The sequence below is a fragment of the Pseudomonas savastanoi genome (assembly GCF_020917325.1).
GTDB classification, from domain to species: domain Bacteria; phylum Pseudomonadota; class Gammaproteobacteria; order Pseudomonadales; family Pseudomonadaceae; genus Aquipseudomonas; species Aquipseudomonas amygdali.
The window spans coordinates 5,236,369-5,255,994 of record NZ_CP076652.1; the positions used below are offsets into that span (position 1 = coordinate 5,236,369).

General features: G+C 60.2%; 21 protein-coding genes and 1 pseudogene. 9 read left to right on the forward strand and 13 right to left on the reverse strand.

The window, feature by feature from the left end; genetic code table 11:
• Positions 1–19 precede the first annotated feature (19 nt).
• The 7 genes from thiL to nrdR form a co-directional block, all read right to left on the reverse strand.
• A complete protein-coding gene (gene thiL / locus KP808_RS22275; RefSeq protein WP_230016924.1) occupies positions 20–985 on the reverse strand; it encodes a thiamine-phosphate kinase in 966 nt (321 codons plus the stop codon).
• 16 nt (positions 986–1,001) lie between these two features.
• Entirely contained in the window at positions 1,002–1,499 is a 498-nt protein-coding gene (nusB, locus tag KP808_RS22280) for a transcription antitermination factor NusB (protein ID WP_002555426.1), read from the reverse strand.
• The gene (ribH, locus tag KP808_RS22285; protein ID WP_002555427.1) at positions 1,496–1,972 is read right to left on the reverse strand and encodes a 6,7-dimethyl-8-ribityllumazine synthase; all 477 of its coding nucleotides are present in this window, start codon (positions 1,970–1,972) and stop codon (positions 1,496–1,498) included. The genes nusB and ribH overlap by 4 nt, the downstream gene beginning before the upstream one ends.
• A gap of 130 nt (positions 1,973–2,102) precedes the next feature.
• Positions 2,103–3,194, reverse strand: coding sequence for a bifunctional 3,4-dihydroxy-2-butanone-4-phosphate synthase/GTP cyclohydrolase II (gene ribBA, locus KP808_RS22290; protein WP_058402660.1), 1,092 nt, complete (start codon positions 3,192–3,194; stop codon positions 2,103–2,105).
• A gap of 16 nt (positions 3,195–3,210) precedes the next feature.
• Complete coding sequence (locus tag KP808_RS22295; RefSeq protein ID WP_058402661.1) at positions 3,211–3,873, reverse strand: riboflavin synthase; 663 nt, start codon at positions 3,871–3,873, stop codon at positions 3,211–3,213.
• A 47-nt stretch (positions 3,874–3,920) separates the two neighbouring features.
• A complete protein-coding gene (gene ribD / locus KP808_RS22300) occupies positions 3,921–5,021 on the reverse strand; it encodes a bifunctional diaminohydroxyphosphoribosylaminopyrimidine deaminase/5-amino-6-(5-phosphoribosylamino)uracil reductase RibD (protein ID WP_230018962.1) in 1,101 nt (366 codons plus the stop codon).
• A gap of 41 nt (positions 5,022–5,062) precedes the next feature.
• Complete coding sequence (gene nrdR / locus KP808_RS22305; RefSeq protein ID WP_002555431.1) at positions 5,063–5,527, reverse strand: transcriptional regulator NrdR; 465 nt, start codon at positions 5,525–5,527, stop codon at positions 5,063–5,065.
• A gap of 176 nt (positions 5,528–5,703) precedes the next feature.
• Here nrdR and KP808_RS22310 point away from each other — a divergent pair, with 176 nt between their 5' ends.
• From KP808_RS22310 to trxA, 3 genes and pseudogenes are all read left to right on the forward strand, one after another.
• Entirely contained in the window at positions 5,704–6,153 is a 450-nt protein-coding gene (locus KP808_RS22310; RefSeq protein ID WP_005782043.1) for a hypothetical protein, read from the forward strand.
• Positions 6,150–6,725 (forward strand): annotated as a pseudogene (locus KP808_RS22315) (class I SAM-dependent methyltransferase); the annotation flags it as partial. The gene KP808_RS22310 and the pseudogene KP808_RS22315, both read left to right, overlap by 4 nt.
• A 272-nt stretch (positions 6,726–6,997) precedes the next feature.
• Complete coding sequence (gene trxA / locus KP808_RS22320) at positions 6,998–7,870, forward strand: thioredoxin (RefSeq protein WP_230016926.1); 873 nt, start codon at positions 6,998–7,000, stop codon at positions 7,868–7,870.
• Positions 7,871–7,924: 54 nt separating this feature from the next.
• Here the strand turns inward: trxA and KP808_RS22325 are convergent, their stop codons facing one another.
• Both KP808_RS22325 and KP808_RS22330 read right to left on the reverse strand, forming a co-directional pair.
• Positions 7,925–8,278 carry a hypothetical protein gene (locus KP808_RS22325; RefSeq protein ID WP_058402665.1) on the reverse strand — a complete coding sequence of 118 codons (354 nt, stop codon included), beginning with the start codon at positions 8,276–8,278 and terminating at the stop codon, positions 7,925–7,927.
• Between the two features lie 61 nt (positions 8,279–8,339).
• Positions 8,340–8,762, reverse strand: coding sequence for a nuclear transport factor 2 family protein (locus tag KP808_RS22330; protein WP_122281245.1), 423 nt, complete (start codon positions 8,760–8,762; stop codon positions 8,340–8,342).
• Between the two features lie 281 nt (positions 8,763–9,043).
• Here KP808_RS22330 and KP808_RS22335 point away from each other — a divergent pair, with 281 nt between their 5' ends.
• The 5 genes from KP808_RS22335 (at position 9,044) to KP808_RS22355 (ending at position 13,001) form a co-directional block, all read left to right on the forward strand.
• Positions 9,044–9,631 (forward strand): DUF2796 domain-containing protein, encoded by a 588-nt coding sequence (locus KP808_RS22335; protein WP_058408635.1) that lies wholly within the window; start codon positions 9,044–9,046, stop codon positions 9,629–9,631.
• Positions 9,632–9,700: 69 nt separating this feature from the next.
• Positions 9,701–10,411 carry an ABC transporter ATP-binding protein gene (locus KP808_RS22340; protein WP_058402668.1) on the forward strand — a complete coding sequence of 237 codons (711 nt, stop codon included), beginning with the start codon at positions 9,701–9,703 and terminating at the stop codon, positions 10,409–10,411.
• Position 10,412: 1 nt separating this feature from the next.
• Positions 10,413–11,678: an ABC transporter permease gene (locus tag KP808_RS22345; protein WP_230016927.1), complete on the forward strand. Its 1,266-nt coding sequence runs from the start codon at positions 10,413–10,415 to the stop codon at positions 11,676–11,678.
• Positions 11,679–11,686: 8 nt separating this feature from the next.
• Positions 11,687–12,211, forward strand: coding sequence for a DUF3299 domain-containing protein (locus tag KP808_RS22350; protein WP_058402703.1), 525 nt, complete (start codon positions 11,687–11,689; stop codon positions 12,209–12,211).
• A 103-nt stretch (positions 12,212–12,314) separates the two neighbouring features.
• Positions 12,315–13,001 (forward strand): OmpW/AlkL family protein, encoded by a 687-nt coding sequence (locus KP808_RS22355; protein ID WP_058402669.1) that lies wholly within the window; start codon positions 12,315–12,317, stop codon positions 12,999–13,001.
• 285 nt (positions 13,002–13,286) lie between these two features.
• On the opposite strand, the gene KP808_RS22360 is transcribed toward KP808_RS22355, so the two are convergent.
• The 3 genes from KP808_RS22360 to KP808_RS22370 form a co-directional block, all read right to left on the reverse strand.
• On the reverse strand, positions 13,287–14,216 hold the full coding sequence (locus KP808_RS22360) for an NAD-dependent epimerase/dehydratase family protein (protein ID WP_230016929.1): 930 nt from the start codon (positions 14,214–14,216) through the stop codon (positions 13,287–13,289).
• On the reverse strand, positions 14,209–15,093 hold the full coding sequence (locus tag KP808_RS22365) for a sugar nucleotide-binding protein (protein WP_058402671.1): 885 nt from the start codon (positions 15,091–15,093) through the stop codon (positions 14,209–14,211). Before KP808_RS22365 ends, KP808_RS22360 begins: the two co-directional genes overlap by 8 nt.
• A 153-nt stretch (positions 15,094–15,246) precedes the next feature.
• Complete coding sequence (locus KP808_RS22370; RefSeq protein ID WP_058408630.1) at positions 15,247–17,568, reverse strand: mechanosensitive ion channel family protein; 2,322 nt, start codon at positions 17,566–17,568, stop codon at positions 15,247–15,249.
• Between the two features lie 277 nt (positions 17,569–17,845).
• Here KP808_RS22370 and KP808_RS22375 point away from each other — a divergent pair, with 277 nt between their 5' ends.
• Positions 17,846–18,664, forward strand: a complete 819-nt coding sequence (locus KP808_RS22375; protein ID WP_058408713.1) for an alpha/beta fold hydrolase — start codon at positions 17,846–17,848, stop codon at positions 18,662–18,664.
• A gap of 49 nt (positions 18,665–18,713) precedes the next feature.
• On the opposite strand, the gene KP808_RS22380 is transcribed toward KP808_RS22375, so the two are convergent.
• Positions 18,714–19,562, reverse strand: coding sequence for an ureidoglycolate lyase (locus KP808_RS22380; RefSeq protein ID WP_230016930.1), 849 nt, complete (start codon positions 19,560–19,562; stop codon positions 18,714–18,716).
• Between the last annotated feature and the right edge of the window lie 64 nt (positions 19,563–19,626).

Here is a 19,626-nt window from a genome sequence, read left to right on the forward strand (position 1 = left end):
ATAGATGCAGTGCATCGCTTCACTGCGCGCTGTCGAAATGCTGGTAGCCACGCGTATCGGGCGTGACATCCAGCCCTGCGCCGTCGACAACAATGACACCCTGGCCCTTCTCTACCCGGCCAATCACATGCACCGGCCAGCCTTCATCCAGCAAGCTGGCAAGGTGCCCGGACGGCAGCGTGAAAGCCAGAATGTAATCGTCGCCACCGCTAAGCGCAGCCTGCCGGGCAGACGGCAGATCGAACAACGTCAGCAGCTGATCAGACATCGGCAGCCTGTCACGCTCGACAACCAGCCGGACGCCTGATGCACGGGCAATGTGTCCGCAATCAGCCAGCAGCCCATCGGAGATGTCCAGCGCCGACGTCGCCCTGCCCCGCAATGCCTGCCCCAGCGCCAGTTGAGGTTGCGGGGACCAGTAGCGGGCCAGCAATGCCTCGGCAATCGAAGCCTCGGTGCTGCGTTGCTTCAAGACCAGCGGCAACGCACCTGCGCCATCACCCAGCGCGCCGCCAACGCAGAGCAAGTCGCCCGCGCAAGCGCCGCTGCGCGTCAGGGCCGAGCCGGCTGGAACAGCGCCAAACACCGTCAGCGTCAGGCTCAAGGGCCCGCGTGTGGTATCGCCGCCGATCAAACGCAGCGAACAGCCCTGCGCCATGTGATTGAGGCCGCGAGCAAATGCCTGCAGCCAGTCGGCATCGACCTGCGGCAGGGTCAAGGCAAGGGTAAACGCGACAGGACGGGCGCCCATGGCCGCCAGATCACTGGCAGACACCGCCAGCGCACGCTGGCCGAGCAGGAAGGGGTCACAGACGTCAGGAAAATGCACCCCGGCAACCAGGGTATCGGTCGAGATCGCCAACTGCTCGCCGGGCGGTAACGCCAGCAGCGCGCAGTCGTCGCCGATCCCCAGAGCAACTTCCCCGCCTGCCTGCGCACAGGGCGCGGCGGCGAAGTAATTGCGGATCAGCTCGAACTCTCCCATAAAGGTCAGGCGCGAATCAGCGCTTGTGGGCCTTCACTTCGACTTCACGCAGGCGCGGTGCCAGCTTGTCCAGCACACCATTGACGAACTTGTGGCCGTCAGTAGAACCGTAGACTTTGGCCAGCTCGATGCCTTCGTTGATTACAACGCGGTAAGGCACGTCGATGCGCTTGAGCAGCTCGAAGGTGGACAGGCGCAGGACGGCCAGTTCAACCGGGTCGAGTTCTTCGATGGTCAGGTCGAGGCAAGGCGAGAGCGCGGTGTCGATCTCGGTCTTGTTGGTGGCCACACCGTGCAGCAGCTCACGGAAGTAGGCACCGTCGACATTGCTGAAATCGTTATCTACACGGAACTGTGCTTCGATCTCGTTCAACGCATGGCCAGCCATGTGCCACTGATAAAGGGCCTGAGTAGCCATCTGCCGCGCTTCGCGACGTTTGGCACTTTTGCCCTTGGCAGCTTCCGGCGATTTGGCGTCGCGCGGGTTGAACTGGTCGGTATCGTCGGAAATCACTTGGCCTCCAGCTGCGACAGCAGGCTTACCATTTCAATGGCGGACAGAGCAGCTTCAGCGCCCTTGTTACCGGCCTTGGTACCGGAACGCTCGATGGCCTGCTCGATGGAGTCGACGGTCAGTACGCCGAAAGCGACCGGAACGCCGAACTCCATGGACACCTGAGACAAGCCTTTGACGCACTCGCCTGCAACGTATTCAAAGTGCGGAGTACCGCCACGGATCACCGCACCCAGCGCGACGATGGCCGCGAATTCGCTGCGCTGGGCAACTTTCTGCACGACCAGCGGGATTTCGAACGCACCCGGCGCACGGATGATGGTGATGTCGCTTTCGCTGACACCGTGGCGTACCAGCGCATCAACGGCACCGCTAACCAGGCTTTCCACGACGAAGCTGTTGAAACGGCCCACTACCAAGGCGTAGCGGCCTTGTGGGGCGATGAAGGTACCTTCGATGGTCTTCAAGGTCATTCGGTGAGTCTCGTATTAAAGAGCAAGCCCGCCTTGGGGCGGACTTTGAGGGATATTAGGCCACGAATCGCAACTGTCAGGCCAAAAGCTGCGAAAAAACCGTCTTTCGCACGCCCCGACCTGCCGGTATTTATTCGGAGGGCACGTATTCTACAACTTCCAGATCGAAACCGGATATCGCATTGAACTTCATCGGTGAACTCATCAGGCGCATTTTGCGCACGCCGAGGTCACGAAGGATCTGCGAACCGGCACCCACCGTGCTGTAAGTGGTCGGCGTCTTGATCGGTTGCTGCCCTGCCGTTTCGCGAATGTGAGCCAGCAGCACATCGCCATCCAGCGGATGACCGAGCAACAGTACGACGCCGCTGCCAGCCTCGGAAACCGCTCGCATGGCGGCGCGCAGGCTCCAGCGGCCGGGCTGGCTGACCATCAGCAGGTCGCGCAGCGGGTCCATGTTATGAACGCGCACGAGGGTTGGTTCTTCTGCGCAGATCTTGCCCAGGGTCAGCGCCAGGTGCACATCACCCTCGACCGAATCGCGATAGGTCACCAGGTTGAAACTGCCCAGTTCGCTGTCCATCGGCTGCTCGGCAATCCGCTGAACGGTACGTTCATGGATCATCCGGTAGTGAATCAGGTCGGCAATGGTGCCGATCTTGATGTCGTGTTGCCGGGCAAACTCTTCAAGTTCGGCGCGACGCGACATGGTGCCGTCGTCGTTCATGACTTCGCAGATCAGCCCCGTCGGTTCAAAACCGGCCATGCGCGCCAGATCGCAAGCCGCCTCGGTATGACCGGCGCGAGCCAAGGTGCCGCCAGCCTGAGCCATCAGCGGGAAGATGTGCCCAGGACTGACGATGTCTTCGGCTTTGGCTTCTTTGGCAGCGGCGGCCTGAACGGTGCGTGCACGGTCGGCTGCGGAGATACCGGTGGTCACGCCTTCCGCGGCTTCAATGGAAACGGTGAACTTGGTGCCGAAGCCGGAGCCGTTACGCGGTGCCATCAGCGGCAGTTTGAGAGTTTCGCAGCGCTCGCGGGTCATCGGCATGCAGATCAGGCCACGGGCGAAGCGCGCCATGAAGTTGATGTGCTCGGGCTGCACGCATTCGGCGGCCATGATCAGGTCGCCTTCGTTCTCACGGTCTTCGTCATCCATGAGGATGACCATCTTGCCCTGGCGAATGTCTTCAACCAGTTCTTCGATAGTGTTGAGCGCCACGCGGCACCCCCTTGATTCAGGATTTGAGGTAGCCGTTCTCGGCCAGAAAGCTTTCGGTGATCGTGCCGTGGCCAGGCTCTGCAGCCTTGTCGCCCAGCAGCAGGCGCTCCAGGTAACGTGCCAGCAGGTCTACTTCCAGGTTGACCTTACGGCCAGGCTGGTAGTCGGCCATGATGGTTTCGCTGAGGGTGTGCGGCACGATGGTCAGTTCGAACTCGGCACCATTGACCGAGTTGACCGTCAGGCTGGTGCCGTCGACCGTGATAGAACCTTTGTGGGCGATGTATTTGGCCAGTTCGCGTGGCGCACGCACCGTAAACTGAATGGCGCGGGCGTTGTCCGCACGGGCGACGATTTCGCCCACGCCGTCGACATGACCGCTGACCAGATGGCCGCCCAGACGCGTAGTCGGGGTCAGGGCCTTTTCCAGGTTGACCCGGCTGCCGCTCTTGAGGTCGACAAAGGCGGTGACGGTCAGGGTTTCCCGGCTGACATCAGCCCAGAAGCCATCACCGGGCAATTCGACGGCGGTCAGGCATACGCCATTCACGGCAATGCTGTCGCCGAGTTTGACGTCGGTCAGGTCAAGCTTGCCGGTTTCCACATAAACGCGGACGTCGCCGCCTTTCGGAGTCAGGGCGCGGATGCTGCCAATGGATTCGATAATGCCGGTAAACATGGGTCCTCCGGGAGAACAAGGGCTGCGCGCTAGGCGAAAGCCGGGAATTATACGCCGGGTGCGCGCACAGGGAGAGCGATGACTCGCCAGTCATTACCGACGGCACGCATTTCCACGATGTTCAGCTCCAGCGCTTCGCTCATCTGCGCCAGGGGCAGATCGAGCAGCGGGCGGGCCGATGAGCCGAGAAACTTGCCGGCGATGAAGAGCTGAAATTCGTCGACCAGCCCGAGACGCGCAAAAGCCCCCGCCAGTCGCGGACCGGCCTCGACCAGCACTTCATTGACGCCACGCGTGGCCAGTTCGCCCATCAACTTGCGCAGGTCGACGTGACCGGCACTGTCAGCCAGTGCCAGCATTTCGTGGCCTTCTTCCTGATAGCGACCTCGCGCCGACGCCGCAGCACAGGTCACTACCAGCGCACTGCCCGCCTGAAAGAACGGCGCGTCCAGCGGCACGCGCAGACGACCGTCAATCAATACCCGCAGGGGCGGACGCGCAGCGGCCAGCGCGGTCAATTCTGCATTGAGCCCCAACTCATCGGGGCGCACGGTGAGGCGGGCCTTGTCGGCCAGCACCGTATCGGCACCGGTCAGCACTACGCTCGACTGCGCGCGCAGACGCTGAACGGCAGAACGCGCCTCGGGACCGGTGATCCACTGGCTTTCGCCGCTGGCCATAGCGGTTCGGCCATCCAGGCTCATGGCCATCTTCACGCGTATGTAGGGCTGTCCGGTTTCCATGCGCTTGAGAAAGCCTTTGTTCAGCGCTCGCGCTTCGCTTTCCAGCACGCCGCATTGAACGCCGATACCGGCATTCATCAGGCGTAACAGGCCACGACCGGACACTTCGGGATTGGGGTCCTGCATCGCAGCGACAACCCGCGCCACTCCGGCTTCGATCAGTGCATCGGCACAGGGCGGTGTGCGCCCCTGGTGACTGCACGGTTCGAGGGTGACGTAAGCGGTCGCGCCTCTGGCCAGCTCGCCAGCCTGGCGCAAGGCATGCACTTCGGCATGCGGCTCACCGGCCCGTACATGCCAGCCTTCGCCAACGATCCGGCCTTCACGCACGATCACGCAGCCGACGCGCGGGTTGGGGTGCGTGGAGTAGAGCCCGTTACGCGCCAGCTCCAGCGCACGCGCCATGTAATGAACGTCGAGAGCCGCCTGTTCAGTCAGCAATGCACTTATTCCTTACCCGGCTCGCGGGCCAGACGGTCGATTTCTTCACGAAATTCGTTGAGGTCCTGAAAGCGGCGGTACACCGAAGCAAAGCGGATATAGGCCACTTCGTCGAGCTTCTGCAGCTCGGCCATGACCAGTTCGCCAACCACCAGCGATTTGACTTCGCGCTCGCCGGTCGCTCGCAGCTTGTGCTTGATGTGCACCAGTGCCGCCTCAAGGCGCTCGACACTCACCGGACGCTTTTCAAGCGCACGTTGCATACCGGCGCGCAGTTTTTCTTCATCGAAAGGCTGACGACTGCCATCCTGTTTGATCAGACGCGGCAAAACCAGCTCGGCAGTTTCGAACGTCGTGAAGCGCTCGCCGCAGGCCAGACACTCGCGTCGGCGGCGTACTTGCTCGCCTTCGGCGACGAGGCGGGAGTCGATGACTTTGGTGTCATTGGCACCGCAGAAGGGACAGTGCATGGTGGCTGGCAACGAAAGAATGAGGAGCGCCATGTTAGCGCATCCTGCTGGCAAGACAAGGCTGAGGGTTTACGGTATATAGACGCGCATTAAAGCGATGTGAAATTGCCTGCGCTCGGTAATACTGCATGCATGGCGTCACTCAGCCTTTCGATTTTTGTCTTGTGGAGCTCTTGATGACGTTACGCCCCGTTATTCTAATCGGCCTCATTGGCTTGCTGGCCGCGTGCAGCAGCAATGACGCGCCAAAACCGGCTGCGGCACCGCCCGTCGCCCCGGCAATCAAAGTGCCTGCCGGGCCCGGCCCGCTGCAACCGTACCAACGTGAACTCAGCGGGCAACTGCTCGGCGTACCTGCCGGGGCCGAGGTCGAACTGGCGATGCTGGTGATCGACGAGCGCGGTCGTCCACAGAAGCTGCTGACCAACACCTTGCTGAAGGGCAACGGCCAGTCATTGCCGTTCCAGTTACGCTTCAACCCTGAAGCCTTTCCGGTAGGCGGGCGTGTCGAACTGCGCGGCCGCGCCAGTCAGTCGGGGCAATTGATACTGCACCTGCCGTCGATGCGCATCGACCAGCCCACCACTCAGGCACTGGGGCAATTGCAATTCGTCAAGGCGCCATGATTGCTCCGCGACACCTTCAAGACGCGCTGAGCGAGCTGCTCGGCGACGCCCGGCTGGTTGTCACAACGCTGCCGGGCACTGAGCTGAAGCTGTGGCTGATCGACGATGCCAACATGGACCGTGCCTTCAGCCCGGATGAAACGCGGCGTATTCTGGAAGATCCACCGTACTGGAGCTTCTGCTGGGCCAGCGGCCTGGCTCTGGCGCGTTTTCTGGCCGAAAACCCGCACTGGGTGGAAGGCAAGCGGGTACTGGATTTCGGTGCAGGTTCGGGCGTGGCAGGTATTGCCGCGCTAAGGGCAGGAGCACTTGAGGTGGTGGCCTGTGATCTCGACCCGTTGGCGATCGCTGCCTGCCGGGCCAATGCCGAACTCAACCAGGTGCAGTTAAGCTACTCGACGGATTTTTTCGCCGAAGCGGATCGTTTTGATCTGATTCTGGTTGCCGACGTGCTGTACGACCGCGCCAACCTGCCGCTGCTGGATCAATTTCTGTCCCGGGGCCGCGAAGCACTGGTGGCAGACTCCCGCGTGCGCGACTTCAAGCACGCTGCCTACCAGCGCCTGACGATGCGCTAAATAACAGCCCAGAATCGCTCAGCTAAACGGTTTCTGTAGGAGCGAACTTGTTCGCGAAGACGGTTGTTCGAACGATAAATTCCCAGAGAGTTTTCCGTCCCTTTCGCGAACAGGTTCGCTCCCACGGCCTTCGGCCAGAATCAAAAGCAAATGTGTGGATAGCGCTGAGCGTGCGGGGCAAGAATGATGCCCCACCGCCGACGCCGCTTTCAGCATTGCCCTGCGGGCTTTATAGTTGGCGGCATTCAGATTCTTCGAGACGTGCAATGAGCCAGGAAACTGCTTACATCTTCGACGCAACCGCCGCGAACTTCGATCAACTGGTGATCGACAAATCGTTCGACCAGCCTGTACTGGTCGATTTCTGGGCAGAGTGGTGTGCGCCCTGCAAGGTCTTGATGCCCCTGCTGCAGCAAATCACCGAGAGTTATCAGGGCGAATTGCTGCTGGCCAAGGTCAATTGCGACATCGAGCAGGACATTGTTGCGCGCTTCGGCATTCGCAGCCTGCCGACCGTTGTGCTGTTCAAGGACGGCCAGCCGGTTGATGGTTTTGCAGGAGCCCAGCCTGAATCGGAAATCCGCAAGATTCTCGAACAACATGTCGTCATGCCGCCTCCTCCGGCCGCCGATCCATTCAAGCAGGCGCAAGAGCTGTTTGCAGAAAGCCGTTTTGCCGAAGCCGAAGCACTGCTCAAGGTGCTGTTGGGCGAAGACAACACCAATGCCGCAGCGCTGATTCTGTATGCGCGCTGCCTGGCAGAACGTGGCGAACTGAGCGAGGCAAAGGCGGTGCTGGATGCCGTCACCGGTGATGCACACAAAGCCGAGCTGGCGGGTGCCAAGGCGCAACTGACGTTCCTGGCAAAAGCGGCCACCTTGCCGGATGTGGCCGAACTGAAAAGCCGTCTGGCGCAAAACCCTCAGGATGACGAAGCGGTGCATCAACTGGCGATTCAGCAATTGTCGCGTCAACAGTACGAAGCCGCGCTGGATGGCCTGCTCAAACTGTTCATTCGCAATCGCAATTACGCCGAGGGCCTGCCGCACAAGACGCTGCTGCAAGTGTTCGACCTGCTGGGCAATGAGCACCCACTAGTAACCGCATACCGTCGCAAGCTGTTCGCCGCGCTGTATTAAGGCAACTTGCCACCGGCACCGCACCGGTGCCGGTGGCTGAACCACCAGGTCAGATCACGTCGCGGCGACCCAGCTGTACAGCGGCGCATCCCCGCCACTCTCGACCTTCACGTTCGCAGAGTGGCGCAAGCGCACCAGTAAATGCTTGCCTGCCGCAGTACTGCCGGCCAGCCCTTCCAGTTGCCCCAGCAGATCCGGCCCACTCATCTGCCCGGCCTTTTGCAACAATTCCTGTGCGACCTGCCACAGCCTGTCGTCCTGATTAAGCGGCTTGCTCTCGACCACGGCGGCCGATACGTCGGGAGCTGCGGCCTTGAGCTGCGCGCCCAGTTGCGCCCAGTCGCCTTCGTCCAGTTCAAGGGTCAAATCCACCGGCCACTGGCCTACGGTTCCACGAATACGCAACATGATGTGTACCTGCTGACAGTCAGGCGTACATGCTCCCACAGGCTGGCGCGCATGCCCATGATCAACCGTAAAGCCACTGGCTGATGACCGGCTCTTTGCCGTTCATGAAGTTGCCAAGCGCCCGCACGTCATAGACATTTTCCCAATGCTCGACAATTCTGCCATCACGAAACCGCCACAGGCCGCAAAACGGCATGATGATCTTCCGGCCCTCGCAACTGGCGCGCATCTCCCCCAGCACCGAGCCATAGTGCTCGTTGGCAATGATGTCGTGGACATCCATGTACAGGGTCTGACGTGTGCGCCTGAGCAGATTGATCTCGTGGGAAAGCACTGCGTCCTTGCCAATGGCTATGGACAAGCCACCACCAGCGCCCTGATCGGCTTTGTGCAGCACAATGTCAGCGTCGGCGAACTCGGTAATTCGTGTTGGATCCTTGTACACCGCACGCAGGATTTCTCTATTCGGATGGAGCTTGTTCATGAGTATCTTCCCTGATGTCGCACTCGGCTGGCGATGAAAACCCTCCCGGCGCATCCGGCGCAGGTACGGCGATTTTCACTCTCCAGAGTAGGAGCTGCTGACGCGAAGGCTGAGACTACTTCAGCATAAGCACGGGCTGGGGTATTCCAGATAACACCCTCAGGTAAAGTCCCACGGAGACCAGATCGTCCAGCGCTCGAACAAAAACCCGTCCACGCACACCGACACTTGTTATAAGATCACATAACAGATTTTCTCGAATATTACCCCCGGAGTCCGCTATGCGCCGTTTGCTACTCGCCCTGCCTTTCGCCCTGTTGCCACTCGTAGCTGCCCACGCAGCCGAAGTACATGACCATGATCACGGCGATGAACACGGCAGTCTGGGTGCCCACGAGCATGGCGTCGGACGTCTGGATGTAGTGCTGGAAGGCAAGACGCTGGAGTTTGAATTCGACAGCCCGGCCATGAACATCGTCGGTTTCGAGCACGTTGCGACCTCGGATGAAGACAAAGCCAAAGTCGCCAAGGCGCGAGAGTTGCTACTCAAGCCAAACGCGTTGTTCAGCATCGCCGATGCCGCCAACTGCTCGGCCACTTCGGTGAAACTGGAAAGCCCGCTGTTCGGCGACAAGGATGACGATCACGATGAGCACGCAAAGGGCGGCGATGCCGATCATCATGAGCACAGCGAAATTCACGGCCACTACAAGTTCGTCTGTGACGCACCGGCCGTTCTGAAGAAGCTCGACCTGTCGCAAATCTTCAAAACCTTTCCCGACACCAAGAAGCTTCAGGTACAACTGATCTCGCCAGGCGGCCAGTCGGGCGCAGAAGTGATCGCAGCCAACCCAACGCTTAAATTCTGATCGCACTCTGCGGTACAACGACCGGGCCTGGCCCGGTCTTTTAATTTCCAACCGAGCGTGAGTCAGCCCATGACCCAAGCACTGATCGAGCTATCGAACCTGAGCTTCAACTGGCCAGGCCACCCACAGTTACTGGACATCCCCGAGTTTCGCCTGCAAACCGGCGAAACCCTGTTTCTCAAAGGCCCCAGCGGCAGCGGTAAAACCACCTTGCTGGGCCTGCTGGGCGGTGTGCAAAAGCCTGTCAGCGGCAGTATTCGACTGTTGAATCAGGACCTGTCGACACTGTCGGCGGCAGCACGTGATCGCTTCCGAGTCGATCACACCGGCTATATCTTTCAGCAGTTCAATTTGTTGCCGTTTCTGTCGGTGCGGGAAAACATCGAGCTGCCCTGCCACTTTTCCAGCGTCCGCGCCGAGCGTGCGAAGCAACGCCACGGCAGCGTCGAAAAAGCGACCACCACCCTGCTCGCCCACCTGGGACTGAAAGACCCGGCGATGCTGGCCCGCCGCGCCGACTCATTGTCCATCGGCCAGCAACAACGCGTGGCCGCGGCCCGTGCGCTGATCGGTCAGCCTGAGCTGGTGATCGCCGACGAACCCACTTCGGCGCTGGACGCCGACTCTCGAGAAGCGTTCATTCGCCTGCTGTTCGCCGAATGCCGCGAGGCCGGGGCCAGCCTGCTGTTTGTCAGTCATGACCAGAGCCTGGCACCGCTGTTTGATCGCAATCTGTCGCTCAGCGACCTGAATCGCGCCGCCGTCGCCGTGGAGATTTGAGATGTATCTGTTTCGTCTGGCCATAGCCAGCCTGGCCAACCGCCGTTTCACCGCGTTTCTCACTGCCTTCGCCATTGCGCTGTCGGTGTGCCTGTTACTGGCCGTAGAGCGAGTGCGCACCGAAGCGCGCTCCAGCTTCGCCAGCACCATCAGCGGCACCGACCTGATCGTCGGCGCACGTTCCGGCTCGATCAACCTGTTGCTGTATTCGGTATTTCGCATCGGCAACGCCACCAACAACATTCGCTGGGACAGCTTTGAGCATTTTGCCCAGAGCAAACAGGTTAAATGGGCGATTCCGGTTTCGCTGGGCGACTCCCATCGTGGCTATCGGGTGATGGGCACCAACGAGGCGTATTTCGAGCATTATCAGTTCGGTCGCCAACAGCATCTGGAAATGGCCGAAGGACGCGAATTCAAGACCGATCCTTTCGAAGTGGTGCTGGGCTCGGAGGTCGCCAAGGCGCTGCATTATAAATTGGGCGACAAACTGGTATTGGCGCACGGTGTCGCGGCGATCAGCCTGGTCAAGCATGACGACAAACCGTTCACCGTGGTCGGCATACTCAAGCCGACCGGTACACCGGTGGACCGCACGCTGCATATCAGCCTGGGAGGCATGGAAGCCATTCATATCGACTGGCACAACGGCGCACCGGCGCGAGGCAACGAGCGTATCTCTGCCGATCAGGCACGCAATATGGACCTGACGCCGACTGCGATCACCGCCTTCATGCTGGGTCTGAATAGCAAGATCTCAACCTTCAGCCTGCAACGCGAAATCAACGAATACCGTGGCGAGCCCATGCTGGCGATTCTGCCCGGCGTGGCGCTGCAAGAGCTGTGGAGCCTGATGGGCACCGCGGAAAAGGCACTGTTCGTAATTTCGCTGTTCGTGGTGCTGACCGGTCTGATCGGCATGCTGACCGCGATTCTCACCAGCCTCAATGAACGACGCCGGGAAATGGCCATCCTGCGCTCGGTCGGCGCGCGGCCCTGGCATATCGCAAGTCTGCTTATACTCGAAGCCTTCGCCCTGGCACTTGCTGGCGTCATCAGCGGCCTTGCACTGCTCTATATCGGCATCTTCGTGGCCCGCGACTACGTGCTCGACAACTACGGCCTGTACCTGTCGTCTATGCCACCTGGCCAATATGAATGGACCCTGCTCGGTGCCATTCTCGGTTGCGCGCTGTTGATGGGAACCGTGCCAGCCTGGCGAGCCTACAGGCAGTCACTGGCCGATGGACTGTCGATTCGTTTATGAGGACCTTCATGATGCGGCGCATGCTACTCACTCTGCTGCTCTCGGTTTCCACTCAACTGTGGGCCGCCGAGCCGCGTGAACTGACCTGGAATGACATGATTCCGCCCGATGCACCCGTGGTGAAGCCGGTAACGGCTCCGATACACGATATGTCCAAGCTGTCCGATGCACTGGCCATGGAGGCAGCGCCTGCGGCCCATCAACTGGCTCCGCATGCGCCAGTGGTCAAGGCACTGGATGGCAAGCTGGTGCGTTTACCGGGCTACATCGTGCCACTCGAGGTCAGTGAGGAAGGCAGAGTGACGGAGTTTTTGCTGGTGCCTTATTTCGGTGCCTGCATCCATGTGCCGCCGCCGCCAGCGAACCAGATCGTGCATGTCACGAGTGAGCTGGGTGTGAAGGTCGATGAGCTGTATCAGCCGTACTGGATCGAAGGACCGATGCAGGCCAAATCGTCTACCAGCGAACTGGCAGAAGCGGGTTATCAGATGCAGGCAGACAAGATATTTGTCTACGAGTTGCCGGATTCATAAGGATGACGAGGTTCCCAGCGATTTCATTGAGCTGAGTCAAAGTCGCCGCTCGACAGCGCTTTAACATTATGCCCATAAATTTTGACTGATCTCTGGAGCCTCCATGAACAAGCACTTGCTACGCGCGTCTATTGTCGCGCTTGCCCTCACCGCCCCGGTCGCGGCACACGCGTACCAGTCCGGCGACTTCATCGTTCGCGCCGGTGTTGCGCACGTCCAGCCCAATGAAGACAGCGGCGAAGTGCGCCTCGACGGTGCCAAGGTTTCCGGCACTAAAGCGACTGTCGACGGCGAAAACCAGCTCGGCCTGACCTTCGCCTACATGCTGACCCAGCATGTAGGCATCGAGTTGCTGGCTGCTACACCGTTCAGCCACACCGTTTCAGTAAAAGGCCTGGGGCCAGGCCTGGACGGCAAGCTGGCTGATATCAAGCAACTGCCGCCGACACTGTCGTTGCAGTACTACCCGATGGAGCCTTCGTCGAAGTTCCAGCCGTATGCGGGCGTGGGTATCAACTACACCACCTTCTTCGATACCGACCTGACCGGCAACCGCAAGGATCAGGGTTTCAGCAACCTCAAGCTCAAGGACTCGGTTGGTCTGGCCGCTCAGTTGGGCATGGACTACATGATCACTGACAACGTACTGGTCAACGCCTCGGTCTGGTACGTCGACATCGATACCAAAGCGACTGTGGACGGCCCTTCTGCCCTGGCCGTCGGCAAGACCAAGGTCGACGTGGATATCGACCCATGGGTGTACATGGTGGGCGTGGGTTACAAGTTCTGATCTGCACACCTTCAAACGCCACAGACACAAAGGCACCCTCAGCGGGTGCCTTTGTGTTTTGTGGTTTGAATTCTGCGTGCCGGATTCCTGATTATCGTGCCGTGATTTAACCCGCGCCCCGGATTCCTGGCTATCGTGCCGATGCTCCGCGTCGGCATGCTGCTCGTGACGCTCTGCGTCACAAATAGGCGCTGCACCGCACGCTCAAGAGCGGACGCAGAGCGTCCAGAAATGCATCACCACGCAGAGCGTGGGGACGATCAGCACTTACAGTCGATGCGGGGCTCATTGCCCCATCAGCAACTCAAGCCCGCGCTTCAAGGGTGTAGGCTCATCAATGCTGAAGTGCTCCAGCAGACGCTGGTTACCGGCCCGGGAATGTTTGATGTCGCCCGAGCGCGGTGCCTGATAGCTCACTTCCGGCTGTTTCCCGACCACTTGCGAGAGCGCCGACAGCAGCTCGTTGAGCGACGTGGTCTTGTTCAGGCCGACGTTGATCGCGCCTTCGATGGCGCTTTCCCGTGACAGGGCCTGTAGCAAAAGCTTGAGCAGGTCGCCCACGTAGAAGAAATCGCGCGTTTGCTCGCCATCGCCAAACACGTTGATCGGCAGGCCTTTCTGGATGCGTTCGGCAAAGATGCTGATCACGCCCGAATACGGCGACGACGGATCCTGGCGCGGGCCGAAGATGTTGAAGAAGCGAAAGATCACCGGCTCCAGACCATGCTGACGGCGGTAGAAGTCCAGGTAGAACTCGCTGGCCAGCTTGTCCGATGCGTAAGGAGTCAGCGGTGCTTTGGCGGTGTCTTCGGTGATTGCTTCACCTTCGCCGTTGTTGCCGTATACCGCCGCGCTGGAAGCAAATATCACGCGTTTGATGCCCGCTTCGCGCATGGCCTCACAGACATTCAGTGTGCCGATGAAGTTGCTTTGATGAGTGCGCACCGGGTCGTCGACTGACGCCTGAACCGAGGCCACCGCCGCCAGATGCACGACGGCCTTACAGCCTTGCGCAGCGCGCTTGACCAGTTCGGCATCGGCTACGTCGCCTTCGATCAGTTCAACGCGCGGGTTGTCGAGCGGCAAATTGCTGCGCTTGCCCGCCGAGAGGTTGTCGAGGATGCGCACGCAATGCCCGTCGGCAAGCAATGCATCGGTCAGGTGCGAGCCGATGAAGCCGGCACCTCCCGTAATCAGAACAGGGGCGTCAGACATGTCGATAATACCGGTCCAGCAGGCTTGGCAAGCCGGCCCGCCAGGCGCGGGGCTTGATGCCGAAAGTGTGGAGAATTTTCTTGCAGGCCAGCACCGCGTGCTGCGGTTCCTCGGCTGCATCGGGACGCGCGGCGTGAGCCTGTGCGGTGGGCGATTCAATGGCCAGCGGGTGCAGCAGACGCGCTTCGGTGAGCACCGCCTGACCCAGCGCCAGTGGCGTGGTCGCTTCGTGTCCGGCGTAGTGGTACGTGCCCCACAGCGGCGCTTCGCAATCGAGTTGCTTGACGATTGAAATAATCACCCGCGCCGCATCATCGATCGGCGTCGGGTTGCCGCGTCGATCATCGGCCAGCAGCAGCTCTCCGGGTTCTTTGGCGCGCGAAAGAAAGCGGCCAAGCACGCCATCGGCGCTGTCATCCAGCAACCAGCCAAAACGCACAAGCACATGTTGCGGGCAGGTGGCGCGCACGCTTTGCTCAATACGCCACAGCGCCTGACCGCGCAGACCCAAGGGCACTGGCTCGTCTTTTTCGCTGTAGGCAGTCGCGCGCGAGCCATCGAATACACGATAACTGGAAGGCTGGACCAGCGTGATGTTGTGGTGCTGACACAGTTCGGCCAGGCGCTCGACAGAGCGCTCCTGATGGGTCAGGCGCGCTGCGCTCACGGTCTCCGCCTGAAACCAGTCGAAGTAGTAAGCGAGGTTTATCAGGGCATCGGGGCGGGTGTCATCAAGCAGTTGCGTGAGGCTCGCCACGTCCCAGCCGTCTTGCGGTGGACGTGGTGCGAGGAAACCAATGTCTTCCTCGGCACCCAGACGAATCAGCGCCTGCCCGAGGGCATTCCCGCCGCCCAACAGCATAAGGCGCATTCGCATAGAGTCAGCAGGCTCGGTATCAGATAATCAAACAAACAATTGAAAAACGCCTGCAAACATAACACGTTGCCTGCCAACCCCCAACAGTTGCGCAGCCTGGCGGGTCAATGACGCCGCCACAACGCGTTGCAGCGTCTCATCGCGCCCCATTGATTACTGAGCTGCCGGCCCTGGCGGGCTGTTGCCCTTGGGCAGACCAAGCGGTGCAGGTGCCGGCGCGGAAGGTGTCGCAGCAGCTGGGTCCGAAGGCGCAGGAGGCCCCTCGGCTTCAACGCCAGCCTGCGGGTTGTTGAAGCCCGGCCCCATGACCATCTGTGGATAAGTCTGCGCAAAACGCACGTTCGGGTTTTTATCCACAAGGCGCTTGAGGCGCTCGTTGAAGGCGCGCCCCACTGCGTACTGCCCGCCGGAAGAGGTACGGAATTGCGCGGTCAACACCATGCCGTTGAGGTTCATGCTGTCGACGCCGAACACCTCCAGCGGTCCTTGCAGGTTGTGCTTGAGCAGAATGTCATCGCTGATCGACTGCCCGGTTTCGCGGATCAGCGCCAGCGCATCATCAATATCCGAGTCGTAAGTGAACTGCACCGAGAAGAAGGCATACGCGAACTGCCGCGACTGGTTGGTGACCGCCTTGATCTGCCCGAACGGCACGGAATGGACAAACCCCTTGCCGTCGCGCAGGCGCACGGTACGGATGGTCAGGCTCTCCACCGAGCCGGAATGGCCGGTACTGAGCACCACCCAGTCGCCCACCGAGAAGGTGTCTTCGATGATGATGAAAAGACCGGTGATCACGTCCTGCACCAGCTGTTGCGAACCGAAACCGATGGCCAGACCGACAACCCCGGCACCCGCCAGCAGCGGTGCAACGTTGATGCCCAGGTTGGCCATGGTGGTGATCGCGCAGATCACCACCAGAATGATTTTCACCGCGTTGCGCAGCAGCGGCAGAATGGTCTTGATTCGCGTGCTCGGTTGGCGGCCACTGCGATGATTGGCTGGTGGTTTGAGGGCTTCCTGAATGGCAGTGTCGAGCACCACCCACAGCAGCCAGGTGACCACAAATATCAGGCCGATGCTGCTCAGCGAATCGCTGATCACGCGCCCCAGCGTATTGCGCTGGGCAAACTCGAACATCGAGAAGCCCCAGATGCGCCCCAGTATCTCGATGAACCCGATGGCCAGCGCAATGCGCAGCACCGCGTACACCAGGCTCAGCAGACGCGCCTTGTATACATGCCCGCCGCGCCCCAGGGATTCGGTCGGTTTGAACAGGTGCTGGAACACTGTGCTCAAAAATACCGTGGTGATCAGCAGAATGGTGGTGAACAACGCACAACGCAGCGCTTCCTGACTGTCTTCACCGGCGCCGATCAGGTTGATCGCCGAGACCAGAATCATCAGCAGGATCGGCAGGTGCCACAGGTTGGAGAAGATTTTCAGCGACTGCTGCAGCGCTGGCCGTTGCAGGCGGCTGCTCAAGGAACGGTTACGAATCAGGTGCGCCACCGGGCGGCGCACCTTGATGATCAGCATGCAGAACACCACCGAGGCAAACAGCCCGGTGAACACTGCAACGCTGGTGGTGACGTTGCTGCCCAACTGGCGGGCGATCTGCGGACTGGTCAGTGCATCGCTCAGCGCCGCCAGAAAACCGACCACAAACAGTGGCCTCGGCGCGTAGCGGCGAATCATGCGTACCGCGGCGCGCTTGTGCCCGGAGTTAAACATCACAATCACACAGAGCAGCACCGAGGTCGACACGATGCCGCTGCTGGTCGCATAGGCAAAGCACAGCGCCAGCGCACGGCCCACCGAAGAAGGCATGAAGTGGCTGACGTAGAGAGTCAATGGCAGGCAGACGATGGCTGGCAAGGTAAACGGCAACACGTATTTGAGCAGCGCCTGACTGCGCTCGCGCACCCGCATGAATGGCGTTCGGCACAAGCGCACCGCCAGAAAACGACCCAAAGTGGTCAGAACGGCAAACGAGCCGATCCAGACAAACGACAAGGCGAGGAAGTCCCCGGCAACACTCCAAGGAGAACGTGTAGTGCGCTTGTTGACCAGTTTCTCCAGTTCGTCGGCTGCACGGTCGGCGCGCAATTGCCAGGCGTCGAAGAGGTTGTCGTCAAGATTGAGCTTTTCCTGGACGTCATCAATGCTGGAACTGATAGCACCGAGCAATCCGCCCTGCACCAGAAGCTCAGGGGCTTCGGCCGCTGCTGGCTCCCCGCCGTCTGCCGGTTTTGCATCCGCCTTTTCAGCGGCCTTGTCATCCGCTTTCGCCGCGGGTTTGTCAGCTGCCTTGGCATCGGCCTTTTCTTTGCCATCGGCCTTCTCGGCCGCTTTGTCGTCGGTCGGCACCGCAGCGCCCATTGGCAGCGCAGGTACATCGGCTGCGTGGAGATTGAAACTGCCTGCGAATAGCAGCAGACCCGACAGGATCAAGATTTTCAGCTGAGACGCCACGCAGTTTTCTCCTTCGATGGGCAAATACAACCATGCACAGGCCAAAGCGCGCTTTGATCCCAAGGAACTGATTCCCTTATGCCCGGCAAGTTCGGTTCCGGCAGGGAAATACGATGAGCCGATGTTTCAAAAAATTGCGCCAGAACAGTACGCTCATTCTTCCCGACTGAACTATGCAAAGCGCCAACTGCCGGAATTATCGGCGGCTGCCGAAGGCGTGCATGAGCCTGTGCGCCAAAGCGCTTGCCCGATCAACCCGACATTGAGAGGAATCTGCATGAGCACGTTCAACGCAAAAGATGGCACCGAGATCTATTACAAGGACTGGGGCGAGGGTAAGCCGGTACTGTTCAGCCACGGCTGGCCGCTGGATGCGGACATGTGGGAATACCAGATGGAATACCTCAGCAGCCGAGGCTATCGCACCATTGCCTTTGACCGCCGCGGCTTCGGTCGCTCCAGCCAGCCGTGGACCGGTTATGACTACGACACCTTCGCTGACGATATCGCCGAACTGATCGAACACCTCGATCTGCGCGAAGTGACGCTGGTGGGCTTCTCGATGGGCGGCGGCGATGTGACGCGCTATATCGCAAAATATGGTAGCGAGCGAGTTGCCAAACTGGCCTTGCTGGGCTCGGTCACACCGTTTTTCCTCAAGACTGACGACAATCCGGAAGGCGTCGACAAATCAGTGTTCGATGGCATCAAGGAGGGTCTGCTCAAGGACCGCGCGCAATTCATCAGTGATTTTGCCACGCCGTTCTACGGCCTGAACAAAGGCCAGAAGGTTTCCGAGGGCGTACAGGCCCAGACCTTGAACATCGCCCTGCTCGCCTCGCTCAAAGGCACGCTGGATTGCGTGACTGCATTCTCCGCAACCGACTTCCGCCCGGACATGGCGAAAATCGATGTGCCGACCCTGGTGATTCATGGCGATGGTGATCAGGTTGTGCCGTTCGAAGCATCAGGCAAGCGCGCCGCCGAGCTGATCAAGGGTGCCGAGTTGAAGGTCTATTCCGGCGCGCCGCACGGTTTTGCCGTGACCCATGCCGAGACACTCAACAAAGACCTGCTGACGTTTGTGCAGGGCTGATATTTTTGTGTAACAGGGAGCCGATTACCGACTCCCGGCAGGCAGCGAATCAGTCGGCCTGAACGGTCAGCTGATTCTGCTCGCCCAGCCCCGCAATCCCCAGGCGCATGCGTTGCCCTGCGCGCAGGAAGACCGGTTCTGGCTTGACGCCCAGGCCCACACCCGGCGGCGTACCCGTGGAGATGACATCACCCGGTTGCAGGCTCATGCAACGGCTCAGGTAGGTGATCAGTTGCGGCACGCTGAAAATCAGCGTGCGCGTATTGCCATTCTGATAACGATGACCGTCGACCTCCAGCCACAGGTCGAGCGAGTGAGGGTCGGCAACCTCATCGCGGGTCACCAGCCACGGGCCTATCGGGCCGAAGGTATCGAAGCCTTTACCCTTGTCCCAGGTCCCGCCGCGCTCAAGCTGCCACTCGCGCTCGGACACATCGTTGACCACGCAATAACCGGCAACGTGCTCCATGGCAACGGCTTCGTCGATATAACGCCCGCCCTTGCCGATGATCACGCCCAGCTCGACTTCCCAGTCAGTCTTGAGCGAACCGCGAGGAATTTCGACATTATCGTCCGGACCGCAAATTGCGCTGGTCCACTTGTTGAATATGATGGGCTCCTTGGGCACTTCCATCCGCGATTCGGCTGCGTGGTCGACGTAGTTCAGGCCTATGCAGATAAACTTGCCGACCTGCCCGACGCACGCCCCGATGCGCGGTCGGCCCGCAACCAGAGGCAGGCTTTCGGGATCAAGCGCAGCCAGGCTGGCAAGGCCTGCCGGGCTCAACACCTCGCCAGCGATGTCCGTGACATGTGCGGACAGATCGCGGATCTGGTAGGCAGCATCAAGCAGACCTGGCTTTTCCTGGCCCTTTTCACCGTAACGAAGCAATTTCATCGAGTTCTCCCGTTTCTGTCCAAGGTGCAAAACGCGGATTCAGAGAGTGACGCCCTGTTGCCCA

Coding starts and splice junctions, on each gene's coding strand:
- thiL (WP_230016924.1), bottom strand. CDS start 985: ATGGGAGAGTTCGAGCTGATCCGCAATTACTTCGCCGCCGCGCCCTGT.
- ribH (WP_002555427.1), bottom strand. CDS start 1,972: ATGACCTTGAAGACCATCGAAGGTACCTTCATCGCCCCACAAGGCCGC.
- KP808_RS22295 (WP_058402661.1), bottom strand. CDS start 3,873: ATGTTTACCGGCATTATCGAATCCATTGGCAGCATCCGCGCCCTGACT.
- ribD (WP_230018962.1), bottom strand. CDS start 5,021: ATGGCGCGTGCGCTGGAGCTGGCGCGTAACGGGCTCTACTCCACGCAC.
- nrdR (WP_002555431.1), bottom strand. CDS start 5,527: ATGCACTGTCCCTTCTGCGGTGCCAATGACACCAAAGTCATCGACTCC.
- KP808_RS22310 (WP_005782043.1), top strand. CDS start 5,704: ATGACGTTACGCCCCGTTATTCTAATCGGCCTCATTGGCTTGCTGGCC.
- trxA (WP_230016926.1), top strand. CDS start 6,998: ATGAGCCAGGAAACTGCTTACATCTTCGACGCAACCGCCGCGAACTTC.
- KP808_RS22325 (WP_058402665.1), bottom strand. CDS start 8,278: ATGTTGCGTATTCGTGGAACCGTAGGCCAGTGGCCGGTGGATTTGACC.
- KP808_RS22330 (WP_122281245.1), bottom strand. CDS start 8,762: ATGAACAAGCTCCATCCGAATAGAGAAATCCTGCGTGCGGTGTACAAG.
- KP808_RS22335 (WP_058408635.1), top strand. CDS start 9,044: ATGCGCCGTTTGCTACTCGCCCTGCCTTTCGCCCTGTTGCCACTCGTA.
- KP808_RS22340 (WP_058402668.1), top strand. CDS start 9,701: ATGACCCAAGCACTGATCGAGCTATCGAACCTGAGCTTCAACTGGCCA.
- KP808_RS22345 (WP_230016927.1), top strand. CDS start 10,413: ATGTATCTGTTTCGTCTGGCCATAGCCAGCCTGGCCAACCGCCGTTTC.
- KP808_RS22350 (WP_058402703.1), top strand. CDS start 11,687: ATGATGCGGCGCATGCTACTCACTCTGCTGCTCTCGGTTTCCACTCAA.
- KP808_RS22355 (WP_058402669.1), top strand. CDS start 12,315: ATGAACAAGCACTTGCTACGCGCGTCTATTGTCGCGCTTGCCCTCACC.
- KP808_RS22360 (WP_230016929.1), bottom strand. CDS start 14,216: ATGTCTGACGCCCCTGTTCTGATTACGGGAGGTGCCGGCTTCATCGGC.
- KP808_RS22365 (WP_058402671.1), bottom strand. CDS start 15,093: ATGCGAATGCGCCTTATGCTGTTGGGCGGCGGGAATGCCCTCGGGCAG.
- KP808_RS22375 (WP_058408713.1), top strand. CDS start 17,846: ATGAGCACGTTCAACGCAAAAGATGGCACCGAGATCTATTACAAGGAC.
- KP808_RS22380 (WP_230016930.1), bottom strand. CDS start 19,562: ATGAAATTGCTTCGTTACGGTGAAAAGGGCCAGGAAAAGCCAGGTCTG.